This window comes from Micromonospora sp. NPDC005173 (assembly GCF_040608515.1).
In the GTDB taxonomy this organism is placed as follows: domain Bacteria; phylum Actinomycetota; class Actinomycetes; order Mycobacteriales; family Micromonosporaceae; genus Micromonospora.
Map to the genome: position 1 here is coordinate 43,573 of NZ_JBEXIK010000025.1, position 19,241 is coordinate 62,813.

The 19,241-nt window shown below is 72.3% G+C and carries 20 protein-coding genes; 11 read left to right on the forward strand and 9 right to left on the reverse strand.

What is annotated here, in order from left to right; all coding sequences use genetic code 11:
* Positions 1-82: 82 nt before the first annotated feature.
* The 3 genes from ABZV00_RS24480 to ABZV00_RS24490 are packed head-to-tail and all read left to right on the forward strand — an operon-like array spanning position 83 to position 2,856.
* Positions 83-709: a GPP34 family phosphoprotein gene (locus tag ABZV00_RS24480; RefSeq protein WP_355609939.1), complete on the forward strand. Its 627-nt coding sequence runs from the start codon at positions 83-85 to the stop codon at positions 707-709.
* Between the two features lie 39 nt (positions 710-748).
* The gene (locus ABZV00_RS24485; protein WP_355609941.1) at positions 749-2,269 is read left to right on the forward strand and encodes an APC family permease; all 1,521 of its coding nucleotides are present in this window, start codon (positions 749-751) and stop codon (positions 2,267-2,269) included.
* A complete protein-coding gene (locus ABZV00_RS24490) occupies positions 2,266-2,856 on the forward strand; it encodes a GNAT family N-acetyltransferase (protein WP_355609943.1) in 591 nt (196 codons plus the stop codon). The genes ABZV00_RS24485 and ABZV00_RS24490 overlap by 4 nt, the downstream gene beginning before the upstream one ends.
* 137 nt (positions 2,857-2,993) lie before the next feature.
* Here ABZV00_RS24490 and ABZV00_RS24495 read toward each other — a convergent pair whose 3' ends face one another.
* The gene (locus tag ABZV00_RS24495) at positions 2,994-3,818 is read right to left on the reverse strand and encodes a SigB/SigF/SigG family RNA polymerase sigma factor (protein WP_355609945.1); all 825 of its coding nucleotides are present in this window, start codon (positions 3,816-3,818) and stop codon (positions 2,994-2,996) included.
* A 366-nt stretch (positions 3,819-4,184) separates the two neighbouring features.
* On the opposite strand from ABZV00_RS24495, the gene ABZV00_RS24500 reads away from it, so the two are divergent.
* Complete coding sequence (locus tag ABZV00_RS24500; protein WP_328425808.1) at positions 4,185-4,937, forward strand: hypothetical protein; 753 nt, start codon at positions 4,185-4,187, stop codon at positions 4,935-4,937.
* On the opposite strand, the gene ABZV00_RS24505 is transcribed toward ABZV00_RS24500, so the two are convergent.
* A complete protein-coding gene (locus ABZV00_RS24505) occupies positions 4,886-6,475 on the reverse strand; it encodes a phospholipase D-like domain-containing protein (RefSeq protein WP_355609947.1) in 1,590 nt (529 codons plus the stop codon). The genes ABZV00_RS24500 and ABZV00_RS24505 overlap by 52 nt on opposite strands.
* A 131-nt stretch (positions 6,476-6,606) precedes the next feature.
* Between ABZV00_RS24505 and ABZV00_RS24510 the strand changes: the two genes are divergently transcribed.
* Entirely contained in the window at positions 6,607-6,735 is a 129-nt protein-coding gene (locus ABZV00_RS24510) for a hypothetical protein (RefSeq protein ID WP_255421212.1), read from the forward strand.
* Between the two features lie 62 nt (positions 6,736-6,797).
* On the opposite strand, the gene ABZV00_RS24515 is transcribed toward ABZV00_RS24510, so the two are convergent.
* Both ABZV00_RS24515 and ABZV00_RS24520 read right to left on the reverse strand, forming a co-directional pair.
* Positions 6,798-7,784, reverse strand: a complete 987-nt coding sequence (locus ABZV00_RS24515; protein WP_328425815.1) for a pirin family protein — start codon at positions 7,782-7,784, stop codon at positions 6,798-6,800.
* Between the two features lie 9 nt (positions 7,785-7,793).
* The gene (locus ABZV00_RS24520) at positions 7,794-8,276 is read right to left on the reverse strand and encodes a MarR family transcriptional regulator (protein ID WP_328425817.1); all 483 of its coding nucleotides are present in this window, start codon (positions 8,274-8,276) and stop codon (positions 7,794-7,796) included.
* A gap of 158 nt (positions 8,277-8,434) precedes the next feature.
* On the opposite strand from ABZV00_RS24520, the gene ABZV00_RS24525 reads away from it, so the two are divergent.
* Positions 8,435-8,968, forward strand: coding sequence for a GNAT family N-acetyltransferase (locus ABZV00_RS24525; protein WP_355609949.1), 534 nt, complete (start codon positions 8,435-8,437; stop codon positions 8,966-8,968).
* 19 nt (positions 8,969-8,987) lie between these two features.
* Here ABZV00_RS24525 and ABZV00_RS24530 read toward each other — a convergent pair whose 3' ends face one another.
* The gene (locus ABZV00_RS24530) at positions 8,988-9,473 is read right to left on the reverse strand and encodes an FBP domain-containing protein (RefSeq protein ID WP_328425821.1); all 486 of its coding nucleotides are present in this window, start codon (positions 9,471-9,473) and stop codon (positions 8,988-8,990) included.
* Positions 9,474-9,533: 60 nt separating this feature from the next.
* On the opposite strand from ABZV00_RS24530, the gene ABZV00_RS24535 reads away from it, so the two are divergent.
* Together ABZV00_RS24535 and ABZV00_RS24540 are read left to right on the forward strand one after the other, a co-directional pair.
* Positions 9,534-10,130 (forward strand): TetR-like C-terminal domain-containing protein, encoded by a 597-nt coding sequence (locus tag ABZV00_RS24535; RefSeq protein ID WP_328425823.1) that lies wholly within the window; start codon positions 9,534-9,536, stop codon positions 10,128-10,130.
* A gap of 27 nt (positions 10,131-10,157) precedes the next feature.
* Positions 10,158-10,745, forward strand: coding sequence for a DUF1684 domain-containing protein (locus tag ABZV00_RS24540; protein ID WP_355609952.1), 588 nt, complete (start codon positions 10,158-10,160; stop codon positions 10,743-10,745).
* Between the two features lie 44 nt (positions 10,746-10,789).
* On the opposite strand, the gene ABZV00_RS24545 is transcribed toward ABZV00_RS24540, so the two are convergent.
* Positions 10,790-11,374, reverse strand: coding sequence for a general stress protein (locus ABZV00_RS24545; RefSeq protein WP_355609954.1), 585 nt, complete (start codon positions 11,372-11,374; stop codon positions 10,790-10,792).
* Positions 11,375-11,495: 121 nt separating this feature from the next.
* Here ABZV00_RS24545 and ABZV00_RS24550 point away from each other — a divergent pair, with 121 nt between their 5' ends.
* The 3 genes from ABZV00_RS24550 (at position 11,496) to ABZV00_RS24560 (ending at position 14,906) form a co-directional block, all read left to right on the forward strand.
* Complete coding sequence (locus tag ABZV00_RS24550) at positions 11,496-13,325, forward strand: glycoside hydrolase family 15 protein (RefSeq protein ID WP_355609956.1); 1,830 nt, start codon at positions 11,496-11,498, stop codon at positions 13,323-13,325.
* Positions 13,326-13,380: 55 nt separating this feature from the next.
* The gene (locus ABZV00_RS24555; RefSeq protein WP_355609958.1) at positions 13,381-13,881 is read left to right on the forward strand and encodes a YfcE family phosphodiesterase; all 501 of its coding nucleotides are present in this window, start codon (positions 13,381-13,383) and stop codon (positions 13,879-13,881) included.
* Positions 13,882-13,946: 65 nt separating this feature from the next.
* On the forward strand, positions 13,947-14,906 hold the full coding sequence (locus tag ABZV00_RS24560) for an FAD-dependent oxidoreductase (RefSeq protein ID WP_355609960.1): 960 nt from the start codon (positions 13,947-13,949) through the stop codon (positions 14,904-14,906).
* A 28-nt stretch (positions 14,907-14,934) separates the two neighbouring features.
* Here ABZV00_RS24560 and ABZV00_RS24565 read toward each other — a convergent pair whose 3' ends face one another.
* From ABZV00_RS24565 to ABZV00_RS24575, 3 genes are all read right to left on the reverse strand, one after another.
* The gene (locus ABZV00_RS24565) at positions 14,935-16,227 is read right to left on the reverse strand and encodes a cation:proton antiporter (protein ID WP_355609962.1); all 1,293 of its coding nucleotides are present in this window, start codon (positions 16,225-16,227) and stop codon (positions 14,935-14,937) included.
* A 106-nt stretch (positions 16,228-16,333) separates the two neighbouring features.
* Positions 16,334-17,011, reverse strand: a complete 678-nt coding sequence (locus ABZV00_RS24570; protein ID WP_355609964.1) for an HAD family hydrolase — start codon at positions 17,009-17,011, stop codon at positions 16,334-16,336.
* 65 nt (positions 17,012-17,076) lie between these two features.
* Positions 17,077-19,215 (reverse strand): SpoIIE family protein phosphatase, encoded by a 2,139-nt coding sequence (locus ABZV00_RS24575; protein ID WP_355609966.1) that lies wholly within the window; start codon positions 19,213-19,215, stop codon positions 17,077-17,079.
* Positions 19,216-19,241: the final 26 nt, after the last annotated feature.

Sequence of the window (19,241 nt, forward strand, 5' to 3'; positions counted from 1 at the left end):
ATCTGGGAGTTGCATTGCAGTAGCTGTCGGTGCATCCTTTCCCGGTCGCGATCACTGTGGACACATCCGTGCGGGAGGACCGTTGCTCATCGCCGACGAGTTCTTCCTGATCGCTCACAACGACAGCCGTGGCAAGGCCAAACTGCATCCGGCCGCGACCGGGCTCGGGCTGGCCGGTGGGCTGCTCGGTGAGTTGATCCTGTATGGACACATCACCGTCTCGAGCGGACGGATCACCCTCGTCGACCGACGCCCACCGGCCGACGCGCTGGCGCACACCGTGCTCGACCAGATGATCGGCGAGTCCCAGCATCAGGCGGTCAGCACCTGGCTCAGCTTCCTGGCGCAGAGCGCGACGACCTCGGTGGGGGAGCGGCTGGCCCGGGCCGGTGTGCTGCGCCGCCAGGAGAGCCGCCGGCTGCTGCGCACCTCGGTCAGCTACGTGCCGATCGACCTCAACGCGGTGGCCTGGCCAGCCACCCGGCTGCGGGCCCTGCTGGACCGTCCGGACCCACCGAGCGTGCCGGACGCCCTGCTGCTCGGCCTGGTCGTGGCCGCCGGGCTGACCCGAGAGGTGCTCTGGAGCGCCGGACCCCGCGCCCACCACCGGTTGAACGTCCTCATCCCGGCGCTGCCGGCGCCCCTGAAGGAACTCGTCGGGCACACCGAGGCCGCCGTTGGCGCCGCAGTGCTGCGTGGCGCCCCCTGATTCCCCGGTAACCCCCTCCTCGACAACCGGAGTAGTGGTATGCCCCCGACATCGACAGTCCAGCGACCCAGCAACGTCTCCGAATCTCTTGCCCGAGGCCGCCTTGGCATCCCCTCGGTGATCTTCTTCGTGCTCTCCGCCGCCGCGCCGCTGACCGTGGTGGCCGGTGTGGTCACCACCGGCTACGGCGTGGTCGGGGTGACCGGCATCCCGCTGGCCTTCCTGGTGGTCGCCGCGGTGCTCGCCCTGTTCTCGGTGGGCTACGTCGCGATGTCCCGCCGGGTGGAGAACGCCGGCGCCTTCTACGCCTACATTTCCCGTGGTCTGGGCCGACCGGCCGGCGTGGCCGCCGCCTGGGTGGCGCTGACCGCGTACAACGCGCTGCAGGTCGGGCTCTACGGCACCATCGGCGTAGCCGCCGAGCCGGTGCTCGACCGGATCTTCGGCGGGCACCCGCACTGGTCGATCGTCGCCCTGGTGGCGTGGGCACTGGTCGGCCTGCTCGGCCTGCTCCGGGTGGACATCAACGGCATGGTGCTGGCGGCGCTGCTGGTCGCCGAGATCGTGGTGATCCTGATCTTCGACCTGGGACAGCTCGGCAATCCGGCCGGCGGCGAGGTCAGCTTCGCCGCGTTCTCGCCGGACAACCTCTTCGTGCCCGGGGTCGGCGCGGTGCTGGTGCTGGCCATCCTCGGGTTCGTCGGCTTCGAGTCCGCGGTGGTCTTCAGCGAGGAGAGCAAGGATCCGAAGCGGACGGTGCCGGTGGCCACGTACCTCTCGGTGGGGATCATCGCCGTGCTGTACGCGCTCTCCGCCTGGACCATGACGGTCGCCGTCGGTCCGGACCAGATCGTCGCCGCGGCTGGCGAGCAGAGCGTCGGGCTGATCTTCAACCTGGCCGGGGAGCACCTCGGCGACACCGCGGTCACCATCGGCCAGGCACTCTTCCTGACCTCGGTGCTGGCCGCGATGATCTCCTTCCACAACACCACGGCCCGCTACGCGTTCGCGCTCGGCCGGGAGCGGGTGCTGCCGGCGGTGTTCGGGCAGACCTCGCCCCGCAGCGGCGCGCCGCGGGCCGCCTCGCTGGCGCAGAGCGTGTTCGGCCTGCTGGTCATCCTGCTGTACGCGGTCAACGGCTGGGATCCGGTGATCAAGCTGTTCTTCTGGGTCGGCACCACCGGTGGCTTCGGCGTGCTGCTGCTGATCGCCACCACCTCGGTGGCGGTGATCGCCTACTTCGTCCGGTCCGGCGGCGGCGAGACGCTGTGGCGGCGGCTCATCGCACCCGGCCTGGCCACCGTCGCGCTCGTCGTGATCATCTGGCTGGCCGTGTCGAACTTCGCCAACCTGCTCGGCGTCGCGCCGGACTCCCCGCTGCGCTGGGCGCTGCCCGCCGTCTACCCGGTGGCGGCCGCCCTGGGCGTCAACTGGGCGCTGGTGCTGCGCAAGAGGCGTCCGGACACGTACGCCCGGATCGGCCTCGGCGCGAGCGCCGCTGCCGCGGTGCCGCCGGTGGAGCAGCCGCCGGCACCGGCCGGCGCGGAGGTATCCCGGTGAGCGTGGCCATCGACCGGCTCGGGCCGGAGGACACCGCGCTGGTGGCCGGCCGGATCGCCGAGGCGTTCACCGCCTTGGAGGTGACGCACTGGCTGGTGCCCGACGCGAGCAAGCGCGAGGCCGTGCTGGCGGGGAACTTCGAGATCCTGGTCGAGCACGCGATGCGGCACGGCCTCGTCCACGCCACCGCGGACCGGTCCGCGGTAGCCGTCTGGTTCCCGTCGGTCGGTGAGCCGGCGCCGCCGCCGACGGACTACGACGCCCGGCTCGCCGCCGCCTGCGGCGAGTGGACCGACCGGTTCCAGCATCTCGACGAGTTGTTCGCGGCCAATCACCCGCATCCTGACCACCACCACCTGGCCTTCCTGGCGACCCAGCCGGGCCGGCAGGGGCAGGGGCTGGGGACCGCGCTGCTGGCGCACCACCACGGGTGGCTGGACGAGAACGGGATGCCGGGTTACCTGGAGGCGAGCAGCGCTCGCAGCCGCGACCTGTACGCGCGGCACGGCTACCGGGCCGGCGAGCCGTTCCGGGTGCCCGACGGCACGCCGTTCTGGCCGATGTGGCGGGAGCCGGTCGGCCGCTGACGGGACCGGCCGGGTCGCTGCCCCGAGGGGAGCGACCCGGCCGGACGCCGAGCGGACCCGTTGTCACGTTCGCGTGACAACCGGTGCGGACGGTTGAGGGCCGGGTCCGCCGACCCGGCCCTCAACCGCCGAACCGCCTAGTACGCGCCGTCGAGCTGGCCGCGCAGCTTGGTCAGAGCCCGGGTCAGCAGCCGGGAGACGTGCATCTGCGAAACGCCGATCTGGTCGGCGATCTGCGACTGGGTCAGGTTGCCGTAGAACCGCAGGGTGAGGATCTTCTGCTCCCGCTCGTCGAGCGTGGCCAGCGCTGGGCCGAGGGCGACCCGCAGCTCGGCCAGCTCGAACTGGAAGTCCTCGCCGCCGAGCATGTCGCCCAGCTCGGTGGCCCGTTCGCCGTCGCCGGTCGGGGTGGACAGCGACACCGCGTTGTACGCGCGGGCGCCCTCCAGGCCCTCCAGGACCTCTTCCTCGGTGAGCTTGAGGTGGGCGGCGATGTCGGCGACCGTCGGCGACCGGCCGAGGGTCTGCAGCAGCGAGCTGTTGGCGTCGGAGATGGCCAGCCGCAGCTCCTGGAGCCGGCGGGGCACCCGGATGTCCCAAGTGCGGTCGCGGAAGTGCCGCTTGAGCTCGCCGATGATGGTGGGGATGGCGTACCCGGCGAAGTCGACGCCGCGGGACGGGTCGAACTTGTCGATCGCCTTGATCAGGCCGATCGCGGCGGTCTGCGCCAGGTCGTCGGTCGGCTCGCCGCGCCCGCTGTAGCGGTGGGCGAGGTGGTTGGCCAGCGGCAGCCAGGCCTCGATGGCCCGGTCCCGCAGCGCGGGGCGCGACGGGTGGTTGGCGGGCAGTGCGGCCATGGCGTTGAGCAGGTCGGCGGCGCTGTCGGTGAGCGCCCGCGGGTCCAGCTTCGTGGTGCTCCGGGCCGTGGTGGTCGGCTGCTCGCTAATCGTTGGCGCGGTCATGGGTGGTCCTCCCTGCACCTCGTCCGCGGATAAAAGACGTGACGCTTTGGTTTAGCTTCGTATGGGCCGTTCGGGACTCACCTTAACCTGATCGTCTCCCCGAAATCTAGCCGAAAGGTTGATGTACTTAAGGTGTTTTTAGTAGCGAAGGGAGCAGATAGGGCGGATCTTCGGATGCCTGTGAGGATCCTTACCTGGTAGGTGGCGCCCCCGGTCGTCCCACCCGAGCCGGCCGATCGGCCACCCCGATCGCCTGAGTGGTCAACAGGAAATCCGACATCAGGGCCGATGTATCGACTATCCGTCCTTGTCCCGCTGGCGGGACCGGCCGTAGCGTTGCCCGTACAGACCCGGTTCGGAGGCACCGTGCTCGATCCAGCCGCTCCCCAGCTCGTCGTGAACAGTCGCACGCTCTACTTCAGCTGGCTGCCGGCGGATCCGGACGCGGTCGCCGCCCTGGTCCCGCCCGGGCTGCGCCCCCGCCCGGACCGGCAGGTCTTCCTCAACCAGTACGTCGTCGACGACGAGACGCAGACCTCCGGCTTCGGCGCCTACTCGCTGACCTACCTCGGTGTCTCGCTGGTCGGTGTGGACGCCCCCGGCGGGCTCAGCCCGGGCGGCTGGTGGACCCACTACGTGGCCTCCAGCCGGCTGGTCCGGGAGTACGCCGCCGCCCGCGGCGCCCCGACGGTCGCCGGACGGACGCGTATCGAGGTGGGCGGTGAGGACCTGCTCTCCGAGACTGAGGTCGACGGAGCGCCGCTCATCCGGGCCCGATGTCGGGTGGGGGAGACCGGCCACGTGATCAGCAGCGGTCACCACCGCTACTTCACCCGCCGCGACGGGCAACTGCTCAGCTCGGTCTACCCGTTCGTGGCGGAGCCGGTCGCGCCGTTCGAGATCGAGTCGGTGGAGTTCCTGCAGCCCGGGCACCCGATGTACGCGCTCCGCCCCGCCAACCCGCTGACCATCGGCTTCGGCTACTACTCGCCGCGCTCCTCGTTCGCCTACCCGGGCGGGCTGACCGTGCACGGCGCCGCCGTCCTACCCGAGCCGACCCGGCAGGTTCACCAGGTGCCGGCCAACCTGGCCCGCAGCGGCCTGCCGTCCGGGTCGTAGACCAGCCGGTACAGCGGCAACGCCCACAGGCGCGTGTACCAGGGCAGCCGCTCGGGGCGGTGCGGGCGCAGCCGGCCGGGCGGACGGTCGCCCACCTGGCCGTCGTCGTACCACTGTTGCAGCGCGTCGGCGGCGGCCGTGACGGTCGCGATGGCGTCTGCCGGGTCGAGCAGGTCGGCGTCGTCCGCGCCGGCCGGGTCGCGGTCCAGGTGCTCGCGCCAGAGCCGCAGCCGCAACTCCCGGGCGAAGGCCCGTGCCCCGTCGCCCTGCCCGGCGGGATCGGTGGGCTCCCGCGGGTCACGGGTGTCGTCGAGCACCGCACAGGACAACTCGCTGTCGTGCGTCCAGGAACGGCGGTTGAAGTTGTCGCTGCCCACACTGGCCCAGAGATCGTCGACCACGCAGACCTTCGCGTGCACGTAGACCGGGTCACCGGCGTGGTTCTCCACGTCGAACACGTGCACCCGCTCCGGCGCGGCCCGCTCGCACAGCGACAGCGCCTGCTCGCGGCCGACCATGTTCGGTGGCAGCGCGAGCCTGCCGTCCACATCCGGGTGCCGGGGCACCACGGCGATCAGGTGCAGCTCCGGATTGTCCCGCAGGGCGTGTGCGAACAGGTCCGCCACCTCGGTCGACCAGAGGTACTGGTCCTCCAGGTAGATGAGGCGGCGCGCGCGGTGTACCGCCTTGGTGTAGCCCCGGGCAACGGTCCGCTCGCCGTCCGGTGCGAAGGAGTAGCGCGGCCGGACGGCGGGGTAGGTGCGCAGCACCTGGATCTGGTGCGGCCCGCAGGACGGCGGCTCGGCCGGCTGCTCGGGCAGCGGGTCGGGGCGCAGGTCGGCGCCGCGTAGCCGGTCCCGCAGGTAGGCCATCGGGTTCTCCGAGTCCAGCGGCATCGGGTCGGTCCAGCGCTCCCGGAACACCGTGTCCAGTGCGCCGACCACCGGGCCACGCACCGCGAGCTGCACGTCGTGCCAGGGCGGGTTCGGGCCGTACCGGGGAGACATCTGCACCGGCTGCGGGTCGCCGCGGTGCGCGGCGTCATCACGGCGGCTGTGGCACAGGTCGATCCCGCCAGCGAACGCGATGTCCCGCTCCGGGGCACCCGGGTGCCGCAGCACCACCAGCTTCTGGTGGTGCGAGCCGCCGCGCCGGACCCGCTGGTCGAGCAGCACCTCGCCGCCGGCCGCGGAGATCGTCTCGCTGAGGTCGCGGTTCTCCGCCTCGCTGTAGGACAGCGCGTCGAGGTGTGAGCGCCAGATCAGCCCCTTCACCACCACCCCGCGCTGGGCGGCCTGGGCGAAGAGTTGGGCCACGGTCGGGCCGTCCGGGCGCAGCCGCTGGTCCGGGTCACCCCGCCAGTCGGTGAAGAACAGGTGGTCGCCCTCGGTGAGTGCCTCCACCTCGTCGACCAGCCGGTCAAAGTACGCCGCACCGTGAATCAACGGCTCGGCGAGGTTTCCGGTGGTCCAGACGGGTAACTCAGAGACCGGGTTGGCGCGTTCCTGCGCGGTGAGGAACCAGTCCTGCAATGGCAACGTCCAGCCCTCCCCGAGGTCGACAACGTCCTCACGGTAGGACCCCGGCCGTGCAACCGCACGCCAGGTCGACGGACCCGTCGACCTGACCGCCGCCATGTTCGACGCGCGACAACCGAGGAGGCCACACCATGCCCCGCGAGACGACGAACCCCGTGACCGAGTACCGCGAGCCGGCGGTGGAGAGCGAACGGGGGGCGCTGGTAGCGGTGTTGGTGATGGTGATTCTGGGAGTCGCTGGGATATTTGCGGTCTCCTGAGGTGGCGCCGGGCCCCGGGTTGAAGCGGGGGCGCCGGCGCCGATCTCAGAGGTCGACCGTGGTCAGGGCCGAGCGCCCTGACCACCGGTGTGCGGCAGCCGCTCGGTGGGAATCACGCCGAGCCGGCCGGCCTGGAAGTCCTCGAACGCCTGGATCAGCTCGTCCCGGGTGTTCATCACGAACGGGCCGTACTGTGCCACCGGCTCCCGGATCGGCTGACCACCCATGATGTAGAGGTCCAGCGCCGGGGTGTTGCTGTCCTGCGTGGTGTCCGCGCTGAAGCGCAGCGCGTCGCCCGGACCGTGCACCGCGAGCTGGCCGGTACGCACCGGCCGTCGGTCGGTGCCGACGGTGCCGCGCCCGCCGAGGACGTACACCAGGGCGTTGAACTCCGGCTGCCAGGGCAGGTCAACCTGCGCCCCCGGCTGCACGGTCACGTGGGTGATGGTGATCGGGGTGAAGGTGGAACCCGGGCCGCGGTGCCCAGCCACCTCACCGGCGATGACCCGGATCAGCGCGCCGCCGTCCGGCGTGGTGAGCAGCGCCGACTCCCGCCCCCGGATGTCCTGGTAGCGGGGCGGGTTCATCTTGGCGGAGCGGGGCAGGTTGACCCAGAGCTGGGTGCCGTGGAAGAGCCCACCGCTCATCACCAGGTGCTCCGGCGGGGCCTCGATGTGCAGCAGGCCGCTGCCGGCCGTCATCCACTGGGTGTCCCCGTCGGTGATGGTGCCGCCGCCACCCTGCGAGTCCTGGTGGTCGAAGACGCCGTCGATGATGTACGTGACGGTCTCGAAGCCGCGGTGCGGGTGCCACGGGGTGCCCTTGGGCTCGCCCGGCGCGTAGTCCACCTCACCCATCTGGTCGAGGTGGATGAACGGGTCGAGGTCGCTGGTCGGCACCCCGGCGAAGGCCCGGCGGACCGGGAAGCCCTCACCCTCGAAGCCGCTGGGCGCGGTGGTCACCTTGCGGACCGGGCGGATCTTGGTGGACTCGTCGAGCTGAGGCAGGCGCGGCAGGACGAGAACGTTGTCAACGGTGATCGCGGGCATCGAAGGCTCCTAGTTCGTGGCGTGGGTGGTCGAGGTCGCCCGGGCCGCCCGTAGGCGGGCGCCGAGCCGGTCGAAGACCCGGGTGAGGCAGGCGACCTCGGCGTCGTCGAGGTCGTCCATCAGGTGGGTACGCACCGACGCCAGATGGTGGGGTGCGGCTTCCCGCAGGGCGAGCAGCCCGGCGGCGGTGAGCACCGCCTCGCTGCCCCGTCGGTCGTCCGGGCAGGACTCCTTGCTGACCAGGCCGCGGCGTTGCATCGAGGAGATCTGGTACGTCAGTCGGCTGGGCGAGAAGACCAGTCGGCCAGCCAGCTCGCCCATCCGCAGCCGCTGCCCCGGCACCTCGGAGAGCAGGACCAGCACGTGGTAGTCGGCGAAGCTGAGGTCGCTGTCGGCGCGCAGGTCCTCTTCCAGCTGGGTGTAGAGGCGCTGGCTTGCCTCGATGTAGGCGCGCCAGGCGGCCGATCGGGCACTGTCCAGGTTCTCGGTCACGTCCATGACGGTAGCACTCTTTAAAAACTTAACTAGTGCCTTGAATAGTCGTGTGGGTCACGTCCTGGCGGTCTACCGGAGCGGCTCGTGCAGCTTTGAAGGAATCCGGCGGGAATCCCGCGGCGGAGCCGCGCCGCGATGTGCCAGACTCCGGCGTCGTGGAACACGTGCAGCTCACCGCCGCCGACCTGTTGCTGCGTCCCTGGCGGGAGACGGACGCCCCGGCGGTACGCGACGCCCTACGCGACCCGGCCATCGCCCAGTGGAACCCGCAGGGTGGCGGACCGATCGACGACGAGAGCGCCCTGCTCTGGGTGCGCCGCCGGGCCGACTGGTCCGCCGGCGACCACGCCTCGATGGCGGTGACCGCCGGGGCCGGTGGCGTGCTGCTGGGCTCGGTGTCGCTGCACCACATCCACCACGGCGACGCGTCCATCGGGTACTGGACGGTGCCGGCGGCGCGCGGGCGCGGGGTGGCGGTACGCGCCGTCGTCCGGCTCACCGACTGGGCATTCACCGAGGTCGGACTGCACCGGGTGGAGCTGTGCCACGCGGTGGCCAACGCGGCCTCCTGCCGGGTCGCCGACCGGGCCGGCTATCCCGCCGAGGGGACGCTGCGCGAGTCGTACCGGTACGGCGATGGCCGCCGCCACGACGAGCACCTGCACGCCCGGCTGGCCACCGACCGCTGAGCGACTCGCGGGCCGGCCGTCACTCGACCACCTTGCGCAGGAAGGCGGCGAGGGTGGTCGTCGTTCGCTCGATCTTCTCGTCCAGGGTGATGGTCTCGTGCAGGCGTCGCCCGCCGGCCTTCTTCCCGCGCAGGTAGAGCGAGCAGGCCAGGTCGGAGCAGATGTAGACGCCCACGGAGTTGCCCTGGCGCCCGTCCCGCCCGGCCTTGCGGGCCGTCATCAGCGAGACGCCGTCCCCGGTGTGGGTGGTCAGGCACAGCGAGCACATGCTGCGCCGGACACGGGTGGTCTGCGCGGCCACCCGTAACGCCACCCCGACCAGCCCGCTGTCGGACTCGGCGACCAGGTAGGCCCGCTGGGCCGCGGCGGGGTCCCGCCACCCGAGGAAGTCAAGATCGTGCCAGGGGCGTAGGGCGAGATCGTTCGGTACGGCCAGCCGCTTCGTCTCGCCCTGGGTGCAGTTGACGAAAGACGAGCGGATGGCGGGCTCGGTTATCGCTAGCATAGGTAGTAGCCTAGCCATCCTAGGCAAACGATTAAGGTGACTAGGTTTGGAGTGTGCTGCATGGCACGTGCGGGGGTGACCGCCGAACGCCTGACCCTGGCCGCGGCGGAGTTGGCCGACGAGGCGGGCATGGAGAACGTGACCGTCGCGGCGCTCGCCCGACATTTCGGCGTCAAGGACGCGAGCCTGTACTTCCACATCAGGAACGGGCAGGACCTGCGGGTCAGGGTGGCGCTGCTGGCGCTCGCGGAGCTCGCCGACCGGGTCGGCGCCGCGCTGGCCGGTCGCGCGGGCAAGGACGCGCTGGTGGCCTTCGCCAACGCCTACCGGGGCTACGCGAAGCAGCACCCGGGTCGGTACGCCGCGATGCAGATCGACCTCGACCCGGAGACGGCGGCCGCGAGCGCCGGCGTCCGGCACGCGGAGATGACGCGGGCGATCCTGCGCGGCTACCGGCTGCCCGAGCCCGACCAGACCGATGCGGTACGGATGATGCACAGCACGTTCCACGGCTTCGTGAGCCTGGAGAGGACCGGCGGTTTCCGCCACACGGCGCGTACGACGGACGACTCGTGGTCCCGCACCCTGGACGCCCTCGACGCCGTCCTCAGCAACTGGCCGCCCGCCCAGAGCGCCGATCCGGAGACCGCTCGGTGACGGACGGCAACGGCCTAGGCTCGACGTGTGGATGATCTGGAGCTGGCCGACTGGCGGGAGCGGGTAGCCCGGCTGTACCTGTCCGACGTCGACCTGACCGGCTTCCGCGCCGGCCGCGACAACCTCTTCGCGACTCACCCGCAGAGCCCGATCCCGCCCGCGGAGCGGCCCGGCTTCACCGGGGTGCGCTACTTCCCGGCCAACCCCGAAGCCGTGGTGGAGGTGCCGCTGCGGCCGGCCAGCGGTGAGCTGCGGGTGGACACCGGCGGCCCGGACGGGGTCGTGGCGTACCGGCGGGTGGCGGTTGCCGAGACGCCCTGGGGGCCGCTGACCCTGTGGTGGATCGAGGCGTACGGGGGAGGGCTGTTCGTGCCGCTGCGCGACGGCACCTGCGGGCAGGAGACCTACGGCGGTGGCAGGTACCTCACCGACACGGTGAAGGGCACCTTCGGCCGGGGCGTCGAGCTGCTGCCCGGCGACCGGGTGCGGCTCGACGCCAACTACCTCTACAACCCGAGCTGCGCGTACGACGAGCGCTGGGCCTGCCCGCTCGCCCCGCCGGAGAACCGGGTCGACGTGCCCCTGCGGGCCGGCGAGCTGGCGTACCACGGCTGACGGCCGCCCCGGCGTGCTGCCGGGACGGCCGGTCGACCGGTGGCTCAGCCGGCGTTCGTGGCCGAGCTTGGCATGTTCACCCGGCCCAGCAACTGCCGTGCCGGGTCGGCGAGCTGCGCGTCGACGGTCACCGCGTACTGGCCGGCGCGTAGCGAGCTGGCCGAGGTGAAGTCCCGCTGCCCGCCGGTCATCGCGTGCGCGACCGCGCCGAACACGGCACCCCAGATCGCGCCGATGACCAGCCCGACGAGAATCACCGCCAGCCAGTTTCCGACGGTGAAGATGCCGAACAACAGGCCGATGAAGAGCCCGAACCAGGCGCCGGTGCCGGCCCCGAGCAGGGCGGCGCGTCCGGTGGTCATCCGGCCGAGCACCGTCTCCACCAGCGTGAGGTTGGTGCCGACGATGGCAGTGTTCTCTACCGGGAAGCGGTTGTCGGCGAGATAGTCGACCACGCGCTGGGCGGACGGATAGTCCGGGTATGAGCCGATAGTCACCGTCGGCGGGCCGGTTTCCGGCCCGTGCCCGTCACCGGCCGGCGCCGACAGACGGCCTGCCGGCCCGGACGGAAGCAGGTCGCCCTGGTTGGCGGACCGCCAGGCGGCGGCCGGCCCTGAAGCTGACGTCATGAGCATCCTCCCTCGTCAACCCTCCGGGTTCCCGCCTGCGCAGCCCGATAACGCCAGCTACCGCCGTTGATGCCGTCGCGTCTGGCAGGAATGCGCCCGGACGCCCCGGGTAGGTAGCCAGGTGCAGAGCGGACAGATCAGCGACCACGGCTTCCTCGCCGACGGCCGCAGCGCGGCGCTGGTGGACCGCTCCGGATCGGTGAACTGGTGGTGCCCGGGCCGGTTCGACGCGCCGTCGGTGTTCGGGCGGCTGCTCGACGACGGCGCCGGGCACTGGTCGATCCGACCGGAGGGCGACTACACCGTCGACCGCTGCTACCTCGACGACACCCTGGTGCTGCGGACCGTCTTCCGTACCGGGCAGGGGGAGGTGGCGCTGACCGACGCGCTCGCCTTCGAGCCCGGCGCCCGGGGTCACGACATCGGGCTGCGCTCGCCGCAGGTGCTGGTGCGCAGCGTGCAGAGCCTCTCCGGCGAGGTCCCGATGCGGATGCACTACCGGCCCCGCTTCGAGTACGGGCGGACCACCGCGTTCCTCATCGAGCGGGACGGCACGCTGGAGGCCACCGCCGGGGCCGCCCGGCTCACCCTGCGCGGCACCATGCGGCTCGACTGTGGCGAGGGTGAGGCCACCACGACGTTCACCGCCCGCGCCGGCTCGGTGCACAACTTCACCCTCGGGTACGCCCCGACCTACGACGCCCCGCCGCCGGAGGTGCCGGACGCCGATCGGACGATCGCCGACACCGTCGCCGGGTGGCGGTCCTGGACCCGGGAGCACCCCTACCAGGGGTGTTACCCAGAGCAGGTGCGGCGCAGCGCGCTGGTGGTGCAGGGCATGACGTACCGGCCGAGCGGGGCGGTGGTGGCCGCGGCGACCACCTCGCTGCCGGAGAAGCTGGGCGGAACCCGGAACTACGACTACCGCTACGTCTGGGTGCGCGACTTCAGCCTCACCCTGCGGGCGCTGTGGCGGTCAGCCTGCTTCGACGAGGTGCAGCGGCAGTTCTCCTGGGTGAGTCGGGCGATGGGCCGGATCGGCGAGGAGCCGGTGCCGATCATGTACGGGGTGCAGGGGGAGCGGGACCTCACCGAGCACCGCCTGGACCAGCTCGCCGGTTACCGCCACAGCCCGCCGGTGCTGATCGGCAACGACGCGTGGCGGCAGCGGCAGACCGACATCTTCGGCGAGGCGCTGGACGCCGCCTGGCTGATGCGCGACAAGTTGGAACCGATGGAACCGGAGGTGCAGCACGTGCTGCGGGTGCTCGCCGACCAGGCCGTACTGGACTGGCGGCGGCCGGACGCGGGCATGTGGGAGGAGCGCGGGATCGAACACCACCACGTCTCCTCGAAGGTGCAGTGCTGGGTCGCGCTGGACCGGGCGGTCCGCTTCGGCGAACGGCTCGGCGGGTCGCAGGACGTGGCACGCTGGGCGGCCGCCCGCGACGAGGTGCGCGCGACGGTGCTGGAACGGGGGTGGAACGACCAGCTCGGGGCGTACACCGGAAGTTTCGATTCCGACGACCTGGACGCCTCGGTGCTGGTGATGCCGCTGGTGGGGTTCCTGCCGGCGGACGACTCGCGGATGCGTTCGACGGTCCGCGCGGTGGAGCGGCGGCTGTCCCACGACGGCCTGCTGCGGCGCTGGGACGGCGACCCGGCGGGCTTCGTCATCTGCTCGTTCTGGCTGGTGGGTTGTCTGGCGCTGAGCGGCGAGCGGGACCGGGCGCACGAGCTGTTCGGCACGTTGGCCGGTCGGGTCAACGACCTCGGTCTGTTCGCCGAGCAGATCGACCCGCTGACCGGGGAGCAGTTGGGCAACTTCCCCCAGGCGTTCTCGCACATCGGCCTGATCAACGCCGCGGGTCAGCTCACCGACGTCGAGCGGGACCCGGCGCTACGCCATCGCGGCATGGCTCCGCCGCACTTCACCCCGATGAAGCACTGAGACCGGAGATCAAGGCCCTCGGGTGGACGGCCGAGTCTCGGGGGAGAATGCTCGGATGCGGCTGGTGCTCACTGCGGACACCCACCTACCGAAGCGCGCGCGGGACCTGCCCGGGCCGCTCTGGGCGGCGATCGAGGCGGCGGACGTGGTGGTGCACGCCGGTGACTGGGTGGACGAGTCGCTGCTCGACGAGATGCTCGCGCGCTCGCGCCGGCTGATCGGCGTGTACGGCAACAACGACGGCCCGGCGTTGCGCGCCCGGCTGCCGGAGGTGGCGCGGGCGGACCTCGATGGCCTGCGGATGGCCGTGGTGCACGAGACCGGCCCGCGGCCCGGTCGCGAGCAGCGGTGCGCGGCCCGTTTCCCCGACGTCGATCTGCTCGTCTTCGGTCACTCGCACATCCCCTGGGACACCGAGGCCCCCGGTGGCCTCCGCCTGATCAACCCCGGCTCACCCACCGACCGCCGCTCCCAGCCCCATGCCACCTATCAAACCGCGGAAATCCACGCCACCGGCCTGACCAAGGTCACCCTGCACAGCCTCCCCCGCCGCTGACCCGCGACCCCTCCACCGCCGGTTCATGCCCGCCGGCTGCCCCCACCGGCACCTACGATCACCGGATGAGCGTGGACCGGTCGGGCGTGGTGGTGGTCGGCGCGGGCATCGCCGGAGTGGCCTGCGCGGTGGAGTTGGCCGCGGCCGGAGTGCCGGTGCAGGTCCGGGAGCGGGGGCACGTCTGCGGCGGCCGGATGGCCAGCAAACGCTTCGAGGGCCGTCCCGCCGACATCGGCGCCGCGTACTTCACCGCCGACGACCCGGGCTTCGCCGCCGTGGTCGAGCGGTGGCGCGCTACCGGCCTGGTCCGCGAATGGACCGACACCTTCCAGGCGTACGACCGGGACGGGCGCCACGACGTGCCCGGACCGATGCGCTTCGCCGCGCCGCGCGGGCTGCGATCGCTGGTCGAACACCTGGCCGGCGCGGTGCCGGTGACCGTCGACCGGTTGGTGCTCACCGTGGAGCCCGGGCCTGTCGTGGACGGCCACCCGTGCGCGGCGGTCGCCCTGGCCATGCCGGGCCCGCAGGCGGCCCTGCTGCTCGACCCGGACCTGGCCGACGCCACCCGGGCCGTCCAGGCGCAGCGGTGGTCGCCATCGCTGGCCGCTGTGCTGCGCTTCCCGAGCCGGCGCTGGCCGGACTTCCGTGGCGCGTTCGTCAACGACCACCCGGTGCTCAAGCTGGTCTGCGACGACGGCGACCGGCGGGGCGACGGGGGGCCGGTGCTGGTCGCGCACACCGTGCCGGAGTTCGCCGCCGGACACCTGGCCCAGCCCACCGGGGCCGGTCCGGCGATCGAGCAGGCGGTCCGGGACCTGTTGGGACTACCCGAGGCGGCCGCCGACGTGCTCGTGCACCGCTGGACGTACGCGCAGCCGACCGCCGGTGCCGACGGCAACACGCACCACCTGGACGCCGACGGAATCGGCCTGGCCGGCGACGCGTTCGGCAAGCCCCGCGTGCAGAGTGCCTGGCGCTCCGGCCGGGACCTCGGTCGCGCCCTGGCAGTTCGCCTCGCCTGACGCAGGTCCCGGCCGGCGGGGCTGGCGTTCAGCCGTGCCCGGCGGCGACGGGCTGGGTGGATGTGTCCCGTTCGGTCGGGTCGGAGGTCCGCTCGCCCTCGCGGTCCAGCAACTGCATGACCGGGGTCGCCGCGATGCCGTGCACCACCACGGACACGAGCACCACCAGCCCGACGGTGGCCCAGAGCAGCTCCGCCTGCGGGAAGTCGGCCTTCGTGGTGGCGTACGCGAGGTAGTAGAACGACCCCACCCCGCGGATGCCGAACAACGAGATCACCCAGTGCTCGGCCGGTCGGCCCGGTGCGCCCCGCAGCGACAACCAGCCGACCAGTGGCCGTACCAGGAACACCAGCGCCAGCCCGACGGCCGCCGCAGGCCAGGTCAGCGGGCCGAGCAGGCCACCCACGATCGCGCCACCGAGCAGCAGCAGGAGCACCAGGGTGAGCAGCCGCTCGATCTGCTCGGCGAAGTCGTGCAGCACGGAGTGGAACTCGTGGGTCCGCTCGGCGGCCCGGATCGCGCGGGCGGCCACGAAGACCGCCAGGAAGCCGTACCCGCCGACCACCTCCACCAGCCCGTACGCCAGGAACGTGGCGGCCAGCGCCAGGAAGCCCTCGGCGTGCCGGGCCAGCCGGAGCTGGCTGGGCGCCCGGAAGAACAGCTTGCCGAGCAGCCAGCCGATGAGCAGCCCGCCACCGACCCCGACGCCCACCTTCCAGAGCACGTCGACGGTCAACCAGTCGACCAGCCAGTCGCTCGGGGCGAGGCTGGTCGAGGCGATCGCGATGGCCGCGTAGACGAAGGGGAACGCCAACCCGTCGTTGAGGCCGGCCTCGGAGGTCAACGCGAAGCGGACCTCGTCCTCGGAATCCTCCACGTCGGTCGGTTCGCCGACCTGCACGTCGGCGGCGAGCACCGGATCGGTCGGTGCCAGGGCGGCGCCCAGCAGCAGCGCGGCGGCCGGCACCAGCCCCGCCCACCACCAGCCGAGCAGCGCCACCGCCGCGATGCACAACGGCATCGCGATGACCAGCAACCGCCAGGTGGACGACCACCGAGCCCAGCTCAACGGCCGGTCGATCTTGAGCCCGGCGCCCATCAGGGCGACGATCACCCCGATCTCGGTCAGGTGGGTGGTCAGCACCGGATGGGCCAGCGGATCCGGGGTCGGCAGCCCCACCGGCAGGACGAAGACCAGCATGCCGAGGGCGAGGAACGCGATCGGCATGGACAGCGGGCGTTGCTCCAGCACCCGGGGCAGGATGCCTGCGAGTAGGGCGCCCACGCCCACCAGCGCGAAAGCAACGTCTACCGGCTCCACCGTGCCACCCTCCGACCGCGCCCACGAGTTGCGGGCAGGTGGTGACACACCATGCCCCGGAGGCCGTACGTGTAAGCCTTCTCAGCGACCGGAACCGGTGTGAGCCTCAGTGCGGCCGGATGACGGGCGAATCGTCCAGTGTGGCCAGCAGCGCGGCCGGATCGTCGTACACCGCCACCGCGCCGGCGCCGGCCAGCTCACCCCGGCTGGTCCCGCCGCAGGTGAGCCCGACGCACGGGATGTCCAGCTTGCCGGCGGCCGCGACGTCCCAGACCGAGTCGCCGACGAAGACCACCCGCTCGGCGGCCAGCCCGGACTGGTCCAGCGCGGCGACCAGGATGTCCGGGGCCGGCTTGCTCTGCTGGGCGTCCGCCGACGAGGTGACCGTGTCGATCACGTCGTCGGCGGCCAACGCCCGGCGCAGCGCGCCGAGCTCGTGTTCTGAGGCGGAGGTGGCGAGCACCACCCGCAGCCCCCGCTCGGCGCATGCGCGCAGCAGGTCCGCCGACCCGGGCAGCGGCGTGAGCCGCTCCCAGTACTCGGCGTACAGGGTGTCGTGCGCGTCGCGCAGCTTCCCGTCGGCGTCGCGGTCCCGCTCCGGGCCGAGCAGGTGGTCCAGGAGCTTGTCCGAACCCATCCCGATCGAGCGGTGCACCGTCGCCATCGGCACCGGCTGGTCGGTCTGGCGGAGCGCCTCCCACCAGCTCACAGTGTGCAGGAAGGTGGTATCGACCAAGGTGCCGTCGACGTCGAAGAGGACCCCGGCGGGTCGGTCGGTGCGCATGGGCGTCCTCCTACCCGCTCAGTGCCCGGCTGATCCATCCAGGCCCCGGGAACGCCCAGCCGGTTTCAGAGGCCCTCGGCCGGCGGGACGAGGATCTCGAACCAGACCGTGGAGCCGCGGACCGTCGGGTCGGTGCCCCAGGCGTCGCTGAGCTCCTCGATCAGGCCGAGCCCGCGCCCGCGACTGCTCAACGTGTCGGTCCGGGTCCGGGTCACGGTGCCCCGGGTGCCGGAATCGGCGACCGAGACCAGCAGCCGCTCAGGACTGAGGTCGACCGCCACCCGGGCGGCGGTGCCGGCGTGCAGCAGCGCGTTGGTGGTCAACTCGCTGGTGCACAGCACCGCCGCGCCGATCACCGACTCGGGCACCTGCCACTCGGCGAGCTGACCGGTCATCCAGTGCCGGACCCGGCTGGGCGCGGTCGGTTCCGCCGGCACCTCGATGCTCGCCGACCGGCTCGGTTTGAGCGCGTGCTCGACCGCCAGCACCGCCACGTCGTCCTCGGTTCCGCCCGACACCGCGGCGGTGGCCACCGCGCAGAGCGCGCGAGGGTCGCCGCTGCCGGCCTTGGCGATCGCATCAACGAGGGCGTCCAGGCCGGCGGTGAGGCTCTGCCGACGGCGCTCCACCACCCCGTCACTGAACAGCAGCAGGGTGTCGCCGGGGCGGAACGCGACGGTGGTGGTGGCCGGCCGGCCACCCAGCCCCAGAGGGGGACCGGTCGGCACGTCCACGTACTCGGCGTGGGAGCGGCCGTCCGGGTCGCAGCGGCGGATCAGCGGCGCGGGGTGGCCGGCGCTGGCCAGGGTCAGTTCCTGCCGCTCCGCGTCGACCACCCCGAACACCACGGTGACGAACAGTTCGTGCGTGCCGGCCTCCGCGCCCAGGCTGGTCACCAGCCGGTCCAGCCCGGTCAGCACCGCATCCGGGGCCGGGTCGGCCAGGGCCAGCGCGCGCAGCGCCGCACGAACCTGACCCATCCGCGCCGCGGCCTGGACGTCGTGCCCGGCCACGTCGCCCAGCACGACGCCGAGCCCACCGGTGGGCAGCAGGAAAGCGTCGTAGAAGTCCCCGCCAGCCGCGTTGCCGTCCACCCCCGGGTCGTAGCGGGCCGCGATCCGCAGCCGGGGAAGGGCCGGCAGGTGTTCCGGCAGCATGCTGCGTTGCAGCAGCTGTGCGGTGCCATGCTGAGTCTCGAACCGGCGGGCCCGTTCGGCCGCCTGGCCGATCAGCTCGGCCGAGGCGGCCAGCAGTGCCCGCTCGGCGGCCGACCAGGTGTGCGGCACCCCGTAGCCGACCGCCAGCCCGCCGTGGACCACCGAGGTGCCCAGTGGCAGCGCGGCCATCGCGCGGATCTTCTGATCGTGGCGGTCCACCGCGGTCTCCAGCAGCGGGTGCCCGTCGTAGGTGAACGACGACGCGCCGGAGCGGGCCGCCTGCACCACCGGAGCCGACCAGTCCACCGGGGTACGTCGCCAGAGCGGCGGCAGCCGCTCGTCGGCCTCGTCCATCAGCTCGCCGCGTACCCGGCGCACCATCCGCCAACCGCCGCCGCCCTCGTCGACGGCGAACGCGACCGAGTCGGCGTCGAACGTGGTGATCGCGTACCGCAGCGCCACCCGGGCCACGTCATCGAGGGTGAGGGTGCCGGCGAGCGCGGCGGCGACCTCGCTGAGGCTCTGCAACTGCTCGGTGACGTGGGTGGTCTCGGCGGCGACCGTCAGCATCCCGACGATCTGCCCGGTGCTGTCGTGCACCGGTGAGTAGCTCCGGGTGAAGACCGCCTGCTCGGGCACGCCGGAGCGGCCCCGGCCCATGGGGAGCGTGGCCTCCTTCTCCAGGAACGGCACGCCCTGCCGGTAGGCGCGCTCGATCACCTCACCGACACCGGGCAGCGCCCAGATCTCGGCGTGCACCTCGGCGGACGGGCGGCCGAGGGCGGTCGGGTGCTTGCTGCCCAGCAGCTCGGCGTAGCCGTCGTTGTAGAGCAGGACAAGGTCGTCGCCGTACGCCAGCGCCATCGGCATCGGCGAGGCGAGGACCAGCTCGACCACGGCCCGGATCGCCGGGTCCCACCGCTCGGGCGGGCCGAGCGAGGTGCCAGCCCAGTCGTGGGCGAGTACGGCGGCAGCAGCGCTGTGCCCGGTGGACGCCCCCGGGACCGGAGTTGCTGGCGTGGGGACTCGCCCGACCGTTCCTGGCATGTCCGCAGCCTAGCCGGCCGTCCGGC